At 72.4% G+C, this 13,367-nt stretch carries 11 protein-coding genes; 7 read left to right on the top strand and 4 right to left on the bottom strand.

Annotated elements, in window-relative coordinates; translation table 11 throughout:
• The first annotated feature begins 205 nt into the window (after nt 1-205).
• On the top strand, nt 206-2,662 hold the full coding sequence (locus tag ACZ56V_RS31315) for a DNA topoisomerase (ATP-hydrolyzing) subunit A (protein ID WP_398915153.1): 2,457 nt from the start codon (nt 206-208) through the stop codon (nt 2,660-2,662).
• 6 nt (nt 2,663-2,668) lie between these two features.
• Here the strand turns inward: ACZ56V_RS31315 and ACZ56V_RS31310 are convergent, their stop codons facing one another.
• Nucleotides 2,669-3,775: a CobW family GTP-binding protein gene (locus tag ACZ56V_RS31310; protein ID WP_468946972.1), complete on the bottom strand. Its 1,107-nt coding sequence runs from the start codon at nt 3,773-3,775 to the stop codon at nt 2,669-2,671.
• 287 nt (nt 3,776-4,062) lie between these two features.
• Between ACZ56V_RS31310 and ACZ56V_RS31305 the strand changes: the two genes are divergently transcribed.
• Nucleotides 4,063-4,593, top strand: coding sequence for a DUF6082 family protein (locus ACZ56V_RS31305; RefSeq protein WP_398915156.1), 531 nt, complete (start codon nt 4,063-4,065; stop codon nt 4,591-4,593).
• A 117-nt stretch (nt 4,594-4,710) separates the two neighbouring features.
• Nucleotides 4,711-4,947 (top strand): hypothetical protein, encoded by a 237-nt coding sequence (locus ACZ56V_RS31300; RefSeq protein ID WP_076976678.1) that lies wholly within the window; start codon nt 4,711-4,713, stop codon nt 4,945-4,947.
• Between the two features lie 140 nt (nt 4,948-5,087).
• On the opposite strand, the gene ACZ56V_RS31295 is transcribed toward ACZ56V_RS31300, so the two are convergent.
• Complete coding sequence (locus ACZ56V_RS31295; protein WP_468946968.1) at nt 5,088-6,260, bottom strand: citrate synthase/methylcitrate synthase; 1,173 nt, start codon at nt 6,258-6,260, stop codon at nt 5,088-5,090.
• Nucleotides 6,261-6,384: 124 nt separating this feature from the next.
• Between ACZ56V_RS31295 and ACZ56V_RS31290 the strand changes: the two genes are divergently transcribed.
• The 4 genes from ACZ56V_RS31290 to ACZ56V_RS31275 all read left to right on the top strand — a co-directional run bounded on the left by ACZ56V_RS31290 (nt 6,385) and on the right by ACZ56V_RS31275 (nt 11,102).
• A complete protein-coding gene (locus ACZ56V_RS31290) occupies nt 6,385-7,650 on the top strand; it encodes a citrate synthase (RefSeq protein WP_468946965.1) in 1,266 nt (421 codons plus the stop codon).
• Nucleotides 7,651-7,704: 54 nt separating this feature from the next.
• On the top strand, nt 7,705-8,649 hold the full coding sequence (locus ACZ56V_RS31285; RefSeq protein WP_468946963.1) for a sucrase ferredoxin: 945 nt from the start codon (nt 7,705-7,707) through the stop codon (nt 8,647-8,649).
• Between the two features lie 105 nt (nt 8,650-8,754).
• Complete coding sequence (locus ACZ56V_RS31280) at nt 8,755-10,425, top strand: ATP-binding protein (RefSeq protein ID WP_467383402.1); 1,671 nt, start codon at nt 8,755-8,757, stop codon at nt 10,423-10,425.
• The gene (locus ACZ56V_RS31275; RefSeq protein ID WP_467383404.1) at nt 10,422-11,102 is read left to right on the top strand and encodes a response regulator; all 681 of its coding nucleotides are present in this window, start codon (nt 10,422-10,424) and stop codon (nt 11,100-11,102) included. The genes ACZ56V_RS31280 and ACZ56V_RS31275 overlap by 4 nt, the downstream gene beginning before the upstream one ends.
• 53 nt (nt 11,103-11,155) lie before the next feature.
• Here ACZ56V_RS31275 and ACZ56V_RS31270 read toward each other — a convergent pair whose 3' ends face one another.
• Together ACZ56V_RS31270 and ACZ56V_RS31265 are read right to left on the bottom strand one after the other, a co-directional pair.
• A complete protein-coding gene (locus tag ACZ56V_RS31270; RefSeq protein ID WP_356362750.1) occupies nt 11,156-12,748 on the bottom strand; it encodes a solute symporter family protein in 1,593 nt (530 codons plus the stop codon).
• On the bottom strand, nt 12,745-13,323 hold the full coding sequence (locus tag ACZ56V_RS31265) for a DUF485 domain-containing protein (RefSeq protein WP_468946955.1): 579 nt from the start codon (nt 13,321-13,323) through the stop codon (nt 12,745-12,747). The genes ACZ56V_RS31270 and ACZ56V_RS31265 overlap by 4 nt, the downstream gene beginning before the upstream one ends.
• Between the last annotated feature and the right edge of the window lie 44 nt (nt 13,324-13,367).

Below are 13,367 nucleotides of genomic sequence, written 5' to 3'. Positions count from 1 at the left end.
CCGGACCTCGTACGCCGAGAGCGAGAACGCGGTTGGCGGGCCGCCGGAGACGGCTGCGCGGACGGCGCCCCGGGACGAGGGCGTACCCTGCGGGCAGCGCCGGGCCGGCAGCCCGTGACGGGTCCTGGTCGGTCGCTGTCAGTGCCGCAGTCCACAATGGACGGCGTCAGATCACCGTTCACGCTTCAGCAAGGAGCCGGCAGCGATGGCCCGCCGTAGTACGAAGACCCCGCCGCCCGACGACTCGTACGAGGAGAAGATCCTCGACATCGACGTCGTCGACGAGATGCAGGGCTCCTTCCTCGAGTACGCGTACTCGGTCATCTACTCCCGTGCACTGCCGGACGCCCGCGACGGCCTCAAGCCGGTGCACCGCCGCATCGTCTACCAGATGAACGAGATGGGCCTGCGGCCCGAGCGCGGCTACGTGAAGTGCGCCCGTGTCGTCGGCGAGGTGATGGGCAAGCTGCACCCGCACGGCGACGCGTCGATCTACGACGCGCTGGTGCGCATGGCCCAGCCGTTCTCGATGCGCGTGCCCCTGGTGGACGGCCACGGCAACTTCGGCTCGCTGGGCAACGACGACCCGCCGGCCGCCATGCGGTACACGGAGTGCCGGATGGCCGAGGCCGCCGGCCTGATGACGGAGTCCATCGACGAGGACACCGTCGACTTCGCCCCCAACTACGACGGCCAGGAGCAGGAACCGGTGGCGCTGCCCGCCGCCTTCCCGAACCTGCTGGTCAACGGCGCCTCGGGCATCGCGGTCGGCATGGCCACGAACATGCCGCCGCACAACCTGCGCGAGGTGATCGCGGCGGCCCGGCACCTGATCCGGCACCCGAACGCCGACCTGGACGCGCTGATGAAGCACGTACCGGGCCCCGACCTGCCCACCGGCGGCCGGATCGTCGGCCTGCCGGGTATCAGGGACGCGTACGAGACGGGCCGCGGCACGTTCAAGATCCGCGCGACGGTGTCCGTGGAGACGGTGACGGCCCGCCGCAAGGGTCTCGTCGTCACCGAGCTGCCCTTCGCGGTGGGCCCGGAGAAGGTCATCTCGAAGATCAAGGACCTGGTCGGCTCGAAGAAGATCCAGGGCATCGCGGACGTCAAGGACCTGACCGACCGCGCGCACGGACTGCGCCTGGTCATCGAGATCAAGAACGGCTTCGTGCCGGAGGCGGTCCTGGAGCAGCTCTACAAGCTGACGGCCATGGAGGAGTCCTTCGGCATCAACAACGTCGCCCTGGTGGACGGCCAGCCCCTCACCCTGGGCCTCAAGGAGCTGCTGGAGGTCTATCTCGACCACCGCTTCACCGTCGTCCGGCGCCGCAGCGAGTTCCGCCGCAGCAAGAAGCGCGACCGGCTGCACCTGGTGGAGGGCCTGCTCACCGCGCTGGTCGACATCGACGAGGTCATCCGTCTCATCCGCTCCAGCGAGAACTCGGCGCAGGCCAAGCAGCGCCTGATGGACCGCTTCTCGCTGAGCGACGTCCAGACGCAGTACATCCTGGACACGCCGCTGCGCCGGCTCACCAAGTACGACCGCATCGAGCTGGAGTCCGAGAAGGACCGGCTGAACGCGGAGATCGAGGAGCTGACCCGGATCCTCGACTCGGACGCGGAGCTGCGCAAGCTGGTCTCGGCCGAACTGGCGGCGGTGGCGAAGAAGTTCGGCACCGACCGCCGTACGACGCTGCTGGAGTCGGGCGGTGCGCCGGTCGCGGCCGTGCCGCTCCAGGTGGCGGACGACCCGTGCCGGGTGCTGCTGTCGTCGACGGGCCTGCTGGCCCGCACCGCCAACGACGAGCCCCTCGTCACGGAGGCGGGCGCCAAGCGGGTCAAGCACGACCTGATCGTCTCCGCGGTGCCGGCCACGGCGCGTGGCGAGGTGGGCGTGGTGACGTCCGCGGGGCGGCTGCTGCGGGTGAACGTGGTGGACCTGCCCCAGCTCCCGGAGTCCATGCCGACGCCGAACCTCGCGGGCGGTGCGCCGCTGGCGGAGTTCGTGTCCCTGGAGGACGACGAGGACGTGGTCTGCCTGACCACGCTGGACGAGTCCTCGCCGGGGCTCGCGATCGGCACGGAACAGGGCGTCGTCAAGCGGGTGGTGCCCGACTACCCCTCCAACAAGGACGAGTTGGAGGTCATCACCCTCAAGGAGGGCGACCGCATCGTCGGCGGGGTCGAGTTGCGCACCGGTGACGAGGACCTGGTCTTCATCACGGACGACGCCCAGCTCCTGCGCTACCAGGCCTCGCAGGTCCGCCCGCAGGGCCGTCCCGCGGGCGGGGTGGCGGGCATCAAGCTCGCCGACGGCGCGAAGGTCATCTCCTTCACGGCGGTGGACCCGGCGGCGGACGCGGTGGTCTTCACGGTGGCCGGATCGCGCGGCACGCTGGACGACTCGGTGCAGACCACGGCGAAGCTCACGCCGTTCGACCAGTACCCGCGCAAGGGCCGCGCCACGGGCGGTGTGCGCTGCCAGCGGTTCCTGAAGGGCGAGGACTGCCTGGCCTTCGCCTGGGCGGGCGCCACTCCGGCGCTCGCCGCGCAGCGGAACGGCGCGCCGGCGCAGCTCCCGGACGTCGACCCGCGCCGCGACGGCTCGGGCGTGTCGCTGCCGAAGACGGTGTCGGTGGTGGCCGGACCGGCGTAGGGAGGCCTAGGGGGCGTCCGGCGGCTCCTCGCCGTCGGGGCCTTCGCCCTCGGGGTCCTCGCCGTCGGGTACGTAGCGCAGGACGCCCCACATGCCGTGCTCGTCGGCGTGCGGGGCGTCGGCGTCCCGGCGGCACGCCTCGAGTTCCTCGCCGAGGGCCGCCGCGTCGATGCCGGAGCCGATGAGGACGAGCTGGGTACGGCGGGCGCCGGCGGTGTCGGCGGCGACGGACGTCCAGGGCTCCGGGTAGAAGCGCAGGAAGCGCCCGACGGCGTGGACGGCGTACCGGTTCCGCGTGTCGTACGGTCCGAAGTCGACGTACCCCTTGATCCGGTAGAGGCCCTCGGGCCGGCTGTCGAGGAAGCGCATGAGCCGGCGCGGGTCGAGCGGGACGTCGGAGACGAACGACAGCGTGTCGTAGGCGGCGTGCAGGTGCCCGGGGTGTGCGCCGTCCTCGGAGTGCTCGTGCAGGTCGTCGAAGGACAGCTGCCCCACCCGCTCCTCGGCGGGTCGGCAGTCGTAGAGGAACTCGGGGTCGATGCGGCCGTAGGTCGCGGGCACGACGGCGGCGCCGTCGGCGAGCGAGTGCACGAGGGCGAGCACGCGCTCGGCGTCCGGGGCACGGTCGGTCTTGTTGACCACGACCAGGTCGGCGAGGGCCAGGTGCCGGTCGACCTCGGGGTGCTTGGCGCGGGTGTCGTCGAACTCGGCGGCGTCGACGACCTCGACGAGCCCGCCGTACACCACCTCCGGTCGCTCGCTGGCCAGCAGCATGCGCACCAGTTCCTGCGGTTCGGCCAGGCCGCTGGCCTCGATGACGATCACGTCGATGCCGGCCTCGGGGCGGGCGAGCCGCTCCAGGTACCCGTCGAGTTCGCTCGCGTCGACGGCACAGCACAGGCAGCCGTTGCCGAGGGACACGGTGGAGTCGCCGAGGGCGCCCGCGACGGCCATCGCGTCGATCTCGATCGATCCGAAGTCGTTGACGACGGCGCCGATACGGCTGCCTCCGCTGCGGTGCAGGAGGTGGTTGAGCAGGGTGGTCTTCCCGGAGCCGAGGAACCCGGCGAGTACGACGACCGGGATCTGCTGCGGAGTCGGGCGCTGCCCCACCGTGCGACCTCTCTCTCACCCACGCGTGCGGAATTGCCTGCTCAGGATACGGTCCGCCGCGGTCGGTACGGAGTGAACGATTGTTAGCAGCGTGCGCGGGGCAGACGTTTTCCAAGGCGCCGGACTGTGCGACCCTCGCTTCCCTCCGTGCGCCTCCTCTCCGCCTCCCCGTCGATCAGCGCCGCTCGGCACTCTGGAGGCGGCAAGCGCCGCCCATCGCTCGCCGGTCCCCGTCAGCCGACCCGCACTCGACGACCGGCGGGCGGCCGCCTGATTCGGGGGTTGACATGGTCACACGGAAGAACATCACGGGGAGGTTCGGCGCCGTCGCGGCCGGCATGCTGCTGGCCGCGCGGCAGCGGCGGCTGGACAGGGCCCGGCTGCACGAACGCCAGCTGCGGCTGGAGGAGCTGGCGCTCCGGCGCGAGGCACTGCGGCACCAGCAGCGCATGCACTGGGAGTTGCTGAACAGGGCGCTCGACGACCCTTCACTGGCGGAGGTCATCGACACCTACGACAAGAGCATCCCGGCACAGAAACGACGTCAGTTCTTCTACGCCAACGCCTGGTACGTCAACCTCTACCACCTCCACCATGCGGGAATCCTGGACCAGGAGGAGTTGTTCGGGCACCTGCGCGAACTCTTCCAGACCCCCCTGATGCGCGAGTACTGGGAGGCATCGAGGGATCAACGGGCGTCGTTCAAGGTCACGTCCGTCGAGTCACGTGTCGGCACCATGGTGGACGGACTCCTCAAGGACCTGGACGAAGCGGACACGGACGAGTGGTGGGTGGTGGGAACCCCTCCGTCCGACTGAGGCTCCCGAACGGCTCACGCTTCCCGGGAGTGTCTTCGCCCTGTGGGGCACACCGGGCCCGCGGATCCCAGTAACGTGCTCCCAGCACAATGGCCAATCCAGAAGGACCGGTATCCCTTGAAAATCGTGCGCCGCATCGGTGTGCCTCCAAGCTCGCGCGGCAGTACCTCGGGAGCCAGCTGTCCGGACCTCTTCGAGCTGAGTGACGGCAACTTCGCCGTCATCGGCACCGAGGCCACCGAGACCCTGGAGCGCGAACTCCCCGCCGATGCTTCCCGCGCCGACTACGAACGCATCGTGGTCGTCAGCCGGGAGACCCTCATCCGGGCCAAGGCGGACATCCCCGACGCCTGACGTCAACCGTGTCTCCGGCCGTACCCACCGACGACGGCGCGCACGGACCCACCACCGGCGAGCAACCCGGCACCCCGTCCTTGCTCGACGCTCCCCCGACCAGGCCTGGCGCCCGAACGGCACCAGGCCGCTCGCGCTTCTCAGGCCACCGCCGGCACGCCCACCGGGGCCCCCGGCCCCACGTACCGGGCCGCCGGCCGGATGATCTTCGAGTCGCGCGCCTGTTCCAGGACGTTCGCGCTCCAGCCCACCACCCGTGCCGCCGCGAACGTGGGCGTGAACATCTCGCGGGGCAGGCCGCACAGTTCCATGACCACGCCCGCGTAGAACTCGACGTTGGTGTGCAGTTCGCGCCCCGGCTTCAGCTCCGCGAGGATCGCCTCGACCTGCCGCTCCACCTCGACCGCGAACTCCACGCGCGGGCCGCCGAAGCGCTGCGCCACCTCACGCAGCATCCGTGAGCGCGGGTCCTCCGTGCGGTAGACCGCGTGACCGAAGCCCATGATGCGGTCACCGGCGAGCACCCGTTCGCGGATCCACGCGTCGATGCGGTCGGGGGTGCCGATCGCGTCCAGGGTGTCCAGCGCCCGGCTGGGCGCGCCGCCGTGCAGCGGGCCGGACAGCGCCGACACCGCACCGGTCAGGCAGGCCGCGACATCCGCACCCGTCGACGCGATGACCCGCGCGGTGAAGGTCGACGCGTTGAACCCGTGGTCGATGGTGGAGATCAGGTACTGCTCGATCGCCCGTGTGCGCGCCGGGTCCGGCTCCTCGCCGGTCACCATGTAGAGGTAGTTCGCGGCGTACGACAGGTCCTCGCGGGGCTCCACCGGCTCCAGGCCCCGCCCCAGCCGGTGCAGCGCGGTCAGCAGCGTCGGCACGGCCGCGGCGGCCACCAGGGTGTCCCGGCGGCGCCGGTCGTCCGAGAGGTCGTACACCGGCCCGAAGCCCAGGGCCGCGCCCAGCAGGGACAGGCCCGTGCGCATTCCGGCGAGCGGGCCGGAGCGTCCACCGGCCTCGGCGATGGCGGGCAGGGCGGCGCGCACCGCTTCGGGGAGTCGCCGCAGTGCCGCGGTCTCGGCGGCGAAGGCGGCCCCGCGCCGTGCGTCGGGGAGTTCCCCGTGGACCAGGAGATGCCAGACGTCCTCGAAGCCGCGGCTCTGCGCGAGTTCGACGGCCGAGTACTGGCGGTAGTGGTAGAAGCCCTCCAGCCCTCGCACATCGCCGACCTCGGTGTCGGCCACCACGACACCGGCGAGCCCTCGCGGCACCTCGACAAGCGTTGCGGCCGCTGCGGTTCTGTTGACAGACATGATTACCTCCTCGGACGTGACTCCACTGTCCATACTTGACTGTAAGTCTGTCAATATTGATTGAGTCAATATGTAGTCGTCCAAGGACTCAACACGAATCGCCTCCGATCGATACGGTGACCTCATGCGCGATCAAGAGCCCGACCACACCGCCGACGGCGAGCGGCGCCTGACCACCAGGGAGGCGGCCGACCTGCTCGGGGTGAAGCCCGAGACCGTCTACGCGTACGTCAGCCGCGGCCAGCTCGGCAGCCGCCGCGCGCCCGGCTCCCGGGGCAGCACCTTCGACGCCGACGAGGTGCGGGCCCTCGCCCGGCGCAACCGGCGCGACGGCGGCACGAGCGCGGCCTCGGCCGCCGGGCAGGAGCTGACGGTGCGCACCCGCCTCACGCTCATCGAGAGCGACCGGTTCTACTACCGGGGCGTCGACGCGGTCGAACTCGCCGCTCGCCACACCTACGAGGAGGTGGCCGAGTGGCTCTGGACCGGGCAACTGCGTCCCGGCGCCGCCTTCCCGGTACCCGAGTCCTCCGTGGCCGTGGCCCGCCGTGCCGTCGACGCCCTGCCCGGACACGCCGGCCCCGCCGACCGGCTCTGCGTCGCGGCGATCGCCGCGGCGGTCACGGACCCGCTCCGCTTCGACCTGTCCGAGGACGCGGTCCTGGGCACGGCGCGCGCCCTCATCCCCACCCTCGTCGCCGCGCTGCCCCCCGTACTGCGCGACGGACACGACCAGGACCCGATCGCCCGTCGGCTGTGGACCCGGCTCAGCGGGCAGGACGCCGACGAGCCGACCCTGCGCGCCCTCGACACGGCGCTCTGCCTCCTCGTCGACCACGACCTGGCGGCCTCCACGCTCGCCGTGCGCGTCGCCGCGTCGGCACGGGCGCACGCCTACGCGGCCGTGTCCGCCGGACTCGGCGTGATCGAGGGACCGCTGCACGGCGCCGCCGGAGGACTCGCGCACCGGATGCTGCTGGAGGTACTCGATCTGGGCAGCGCGGCGCCGGTGGTCGCGGAGGAGTTGCGGGCCGGCCGGCGCATCCCGGGGCTCGGCCACCGGCTCTACCCCGGCGAGGACCCACGCGCGCGTGCCCTGTTCGCGCTCCTGGAGGACATCCCCCGGGCGGCGCCCGCACTCGCGGCGGCCCGGGACGTACAGGCCACCGCCGCCCGCCACGCCCCGCTGCACGCCAACGTCGACCTGGCGCTCGCCGTGCTCACCGTGTCCTCCGGCATGGCCTCCACCGCGGCCGAGACGATCTTCGCGGTGGCCCGTACGGCGGGCTGGATCGCGCACGCGCTGGAGGAGTACGGGGAGCGCCCGCTGCGGATGCGGCCGAGTGGGCTGTACTCGGGTCCGAAGCCGCCGCGACCACTGCCGGAGTAGTGCTCAGGCGCGGCTGGAAGTCGTCACGGGGCAAGTCAGGTTAGGCTCACCTCTGTGAGTACGTGCTCAGCCGTCTCCCGGGACCTCGACGAGCCCGTTTCGGGCACCGCACCCGTCGCGAGGACCTGGTTGCTGCTCGAACAGCCCGGCCCGTGGGGCGCCAAGGCGCTCACCTCGAGCCACCTGGACACCGCGCTGGGGCGCGCCCTCGACGCGGCGGTGAAGGGGACGGGCGTACGCGTCGCGCTCGTACGCCGCCCAGGCCGTCACGCGGACCAGGGCACGCCCACCGAACGCACGGTGTACGCGGCCCACACCGTGCCGGGGAACGTGTGGCTGCACGGCACCACGATCAAGGACCCCGGCCGGCTGCTCGGCCTCGACTTCGCCGCGCTCGGCCGGGGCGACCACCACACCTTCGACTCGGTGCTGGACGGCCGCCCCCACACGGGCGACCCGCTCGCCCTCGTCTGCACCAACGGCAAGCGCGACCGGTGCTGCGCCCTGCTCGGCAGGCCCCTCGCGGCCGAACTCGCGGCCTCCGGGGCCGACGGCGTCTGGGAGGTCACCCACCTGGGCGGTCACCGCTTCTCACCGACCGTGCTCGTCCTGCCCCACGGATACGTCTACGGCCGGGTCCAGGCCCACGCCGTCAAGGAGATCCTGCACAGCGCGCGGGAGGACCGGATCGTCGTCGAGGGCTGCCGCGGGAACTCCGCGTGGGAGCGCCCGGGCCAGGCGGCCGAGCTGGCCCTGCGGTCGGCCGTCGGCGAGGACACGGCCCAGGCCCTGACCGTCGTACGCACGGACGGCGCCGCACCGCGCTGGGAGGTGACCCTGGCGCACCGGGACGGCCGGCACTGGCGGGTCACCGTCGTACAGGGGGCGTCGGCGCCACCGCGGCCGGAGAGCTGCGGGGCGTCGGTGCTGGGCTCGCCGGCGCGGATGGAGGTCACCGCGGTGCGCGCCCTGCCGATGACGGCGGCACTGGCGAGCTGACTCCCCACGGAAGATACGCGCGCCCACGGAAGATACGCGCGCCCACGGGAGATACACGCCACACCCCGCTACGGCCGGCCACCGGCCCCACGTACCGTCATGGCCATGAGCTCCACTCCCCCCGTACGCCGACTGCGCCTGGGCCTGCCGCGGCGGGTGTTCTCACAGGTGCTGCTGATGCAGCTGGCGATCGCCGCGGGCGTCGCCGTGCTCGCGACCGGGCTGTTCCTGGCGCCGCTCGGCGACCAGCTGGACGACCAGGCGATGCGCCGGGCACTGGCGATCGCGCAGACCACCGCACAGCAGCCGCAGGTCGTACGGGACCTGCGCACCACCCGGCCGACGGCGAACGGCCCCGTGCAGCAGGAGGCGGAACGGGTCCGCGAGGCCACCAAGGCGGAGTACGTCGTCGTGATGGACCGCAAGGGCGTGCGCTGGTCGCACACCGACCCCCAGCGGATCGGCGAGGTCGTCTCCACCGACCCCGGCCAGGCCCTGTCCGGCCGGGAGGTCATGGAGATCGACAACGGCACCCTGGGCCGCTCCGCCCGCGGCAAGGTGCCGCTGCGCGACGGCGACGGCGAGATCGTCGGAGCGGTCTCGGTGGGCATCGCCTACGACAGCGTCCGGGCGCGGCTGATCCACGCCATCCCCGGCCTGTTCGCTTACGCCGGTGGCGCGCTGGCCGTCGGCGCCCTGGCGTCCTGGATCATCTCGCGCCGGGTGCAGCGGCAGACCCGTGACCTCGCCTTCTCGGACATCGCGGGGCTGCTGGCGGAGCGCGAGGCCATGCTGCACGGCATCCGGGAGGGCGTCGTCGCGCTCGACCGCGGCGGCCGGGTGCGTCTGCTCAACGACGAGGCGCAGCGCCTGCTGGGCATCGGCGGCGAGGCCGTCGGCCGCTTGCCCGACGAGGCCCTCGGGGCGGGGCGCACGGCCGACGTCCTGGCCGGCCGGGTGACCGGCACCGACCTGCTGACCGTGCGCGGCCAGCGGGTCCTGGTCGCCAACCGGATGCCCACCGACGACGGCGGGGCCGTCGCCACGCTGCGCGACCGCACCGAGCTGGAGCAGCTCGGCCGGGAGCTGGACTCCACACGCGGCCTGATCGACGCGCTGCGCGCGCAGGACCACGAGCACGCCAACCGCATGCACACCCTGCTGGGCCTGCTCGAACTGGAGATGTACGACGACGCCGTGGAGTTCGTCGGCGAGGTGGTCGGCGACCACCGGGTCACCGCGGAACAGATCACGGAGCGGATCCAGGACCCGCTTCTCGCCGCCCTGCTGGTCGGCAAGGCCACCGTCGCGGCCGAACGCGGAGTCGCCCTGTGGGTCTCGGACCGGACGCGGCTGCCGGACCTGCTGGTCGATCCCCGGGGGCTCGTGACGATCGTCGGCAACCTGGTCGACAACGCCCTCGACGCCGCCGCGGGGACACCGCACGCGCGCGTGGAGGTCGAACTCCGTGCCGAGGGGCGCGCCGCCACGCTCACGGTGCGCGACACGGGTCCCGGGATTCCGGCGGACCACCGGGAGCTGGTGTTCACCGCGGGCTGGTCCACCAAGGAGTCACCGGCACACCGCGGGCGCGGCATCGGGCTGTCGCTGGTGCGCCGCCTGGCCGAACGGCAAGGTGGCAGCGCGACCGTCGGGGAGGCGTACGGCGGCGGCGCGGAGTTCGTCGTCGTCCTCCCGGAGGCACTGACCGAACCGTCCCCGCAACCCGCCCTCACCGCCCCTGTGCCCACCGCCGCCGAGGAGGAGGCCCGATGATCGAGGTCCTGGTCGTGGACGACGACACGCGGGTCTCGCGCGTCAACGCCGCGTACGTCGAGAAGGTGCCGGGCTTCCACGTCGCCGGTGAGGCGCACAGCGCGCTGGAGGCGCTGTCCGCGGTGGAGCGGCTGCCCCGCCTCGACCTGATCCTGCTGGACCACTACCTGCCCGACCGGACAGGTCTGGAGGTCGTCCGGGAGATGCGGCGGCGGGGGCGCCAGACCGACGTGATCATGGTGACGGCCGCCCGGGACGTGTCGACCGTCCAGGCGGCGATGCGTCAGGGGGCGCTCCAGTACCTGGTGAAACCGTTCGCCTTCGCCGGCCTGCGCGCCAAACTGGAGGCCTACGCCGAGCTGCGCCGCACCCTCGACGGGGGCGGCGAGGCGGAACAGGCCGAGGTCGACCGGATCTTCGGCGCCCTGTCGGCACCCTCCGAACCCGGGCTGCCCAAGGGCCACTCCCCCACCACCGCCGAGCTGGTACGCCAGTGCCTGCTGAAGGCCGACGGGCCGCTCTCCGCCCAGGAGATCGCCGAACGGACCGGCGTGAGCCGCCAGACCGCGCAGCGCTATCTGAAGCTGCTGGAACGCACCGGACGGGCCGTGCTGACCCTCAAGTACGGCGAGGCGGGCCGCCCCGAGCACCGTTACGCGTGGGCGACCCGCACCTGAGACGACCGCTGGACACCTGGGACGCGGGGACCTACGGCGCCGCTCGGCCGTTCCTACACGGCCCCCGCCCCGGTCAGCGCCCGCACCTCGGTCTCGGCGTGCCTGGCCTCGTCGGGTTCCTCCGGCGAGGTGACCGTGCCCAGCCAGCCGGCGACGAAGCCCAGCGGGATGGAGACGAGCCCAGGGTTCTGCAACGGGAAGTACTGGAAGTCGAGGCCCGGGAAGAGCGACTGCGGGCTGCCGGAGACCACCGGGGACAGCAGCACGAGCACCACCGACGGCACCAGACCGCCGTAGACGGCCCACACCGCGCCGCGCGTGGTGAAGCCGCGCCAGAACAGCGAGTAGAGCAGCACCGGCAGGTTGGCGGAGGCGGCCACGGCGAAGGCGAGGCCCACCAGGAAGGCGACGTTGAGGTCTCGGGCGAGCAGTCCGAGCCCGATCGCGACCGCGCCGATGCCGACGGCGGCGACCCGCGCCACGGCGACCTCGCTGCGCGGCTCGGAGCGGCGGCGCCGCAAAGACGCGTACAGGTCGTGAGCCACGGACGCCGAGGACGCCAGGGTGATGCCGGCCACCACCGCGAGGATGGTGGCGAACGCGACGGCGGCGACCACCGCGAACAGGACCGTCCCGCCGGTGGACTGCGCGCCGCCGCCCAGGTCGAGGGCGAGCAGCGGCACCGCCGTGTTCCCGGCGGCGTTGGACGCGCGTACGGCGTCCGGCCCGACCAGGGCGGCGGCACCGAACCCGAGCACGATCGTCATCAGGTAGAAGCCGCCGATGAGGCCGATCGACCAGACCACGGACCGCCTAGCCGCCCGGGCGGTGGGCACGGTGTAGAAGCGGGACAGGATGTGCGGCAGCCCGGCCGTGCCCAGCACCAGGGCGAGCCCCAGGCTGATGAAGTCGAAGCGGGAGACCCAGTCCCCGCCGTACGCCAGGCCGGGCGCGAGGAATGCCTCACCGTGGCCGCTGCGCTCGGCCGCCGTGCGCAGCAGCCGGTCGACGTCGCCGTGGAAGCGCACCAGGACGAGCGTGGTCAGCGCCACGGTGCCACCGAGCAGCAGCACCGCCTTCACGATCTGGATCCAGGTGGTGGCGCGCATCCCGCCCAGCGACACGTAGATCACCATGAGGGCGCCGACGCCGATGACGGTCCACGTCCGCGCCGCCTCGCTCGTCCCGCCCAGCAGCAGCGCGACCAGGCTGCCCGCACCCACCATCTGCGCCACCAGGTACAGGACGGAGACGGTGACCGAGGAGGTCCCCGCCGCGATCCTCACCGGCCGCTCCCTCATCCGGGCGGCGACGACGTCGGCGAGGGTGAACCGTCCGCAGTTGCGGACCAGTTCGGCGACGAGGAACAGAACCACGAGCCACGCCACCAGGAAGCCCACCGAGTAGAGCATGCCGTCGTAGCCGTAGAGCGCGATGAGTCCCGAGATGCCGAGGAAGGACGCGGCCGACATGTAGTCGCCGGAGATGGCAAAACCATTCTCCATCGGTGAGAAGAGGCGGCCTCCCGCGTAGAACTCCTCCGCGGACCCCTGCCGGTGGCGGCCCACCCAGGTGGTGATCCCGAGCGTGACGGCGACGAACGTGCTGAACAGCAGCAGGGCCAGCGTCTGATGGTCTCCCGTCACGACGCACCGCCCCGTGTCCCGCGGGTCAGCTCCTGGGTGTCCCAGCGCAGTTCGAGCGCGGCTCGGTCCCTGCGCAGCCGGGCGTGCCGGGCGTAGGCCCAGGTGAGCAGGAACGTGGTGAGGAACTGCCCGAGGCCGGCGACCATCGCCACGTTCACCGCGCCGGCCACCGGCCGGGCCATCAGGGAGGGCGCCGACGTGGCGGTCACCACGTAGGCGACGTACCAGAGGAAGAAGCCGGCGACGGCCGGTACCACGAACCTCCGGTACCGGCTGCGGACCTCCTGGAAGGCCGCGCTGCGCTGGACCTCCAGGTACACGTCGGCCGCGGCCCGGAGCTGCTGCGCCGGGGCGTCCTGACGCATCGGCGGCACCGCCGGCTCGGGGGCTGAGGGGCCGGCCGACTCGCCCCAGCCGGAGGCCAGGGCGTCGTACCACGGGTCGTCGTACGGCGGGCCGTCGTACGGCGCGCCGGGGGCCGTCTCGACGTAGGCCCTGCCCGGCACCGCGCGGTGGTCGGCCGCGCTCTCGGGACCGCCCCCGGCGCCGCGGGACCGATCGTTGCTTGACTGCATGCCCAAGGATGGACAGAACGGGAAGATCCCCGACTCTTCTTCCC

Source organism: Streptomyces sp. NPDC034099 (assembly GCF_055575415.1).
This window is presented reverse-complemented; position numbering and strand designations above follow the sequence as displayed.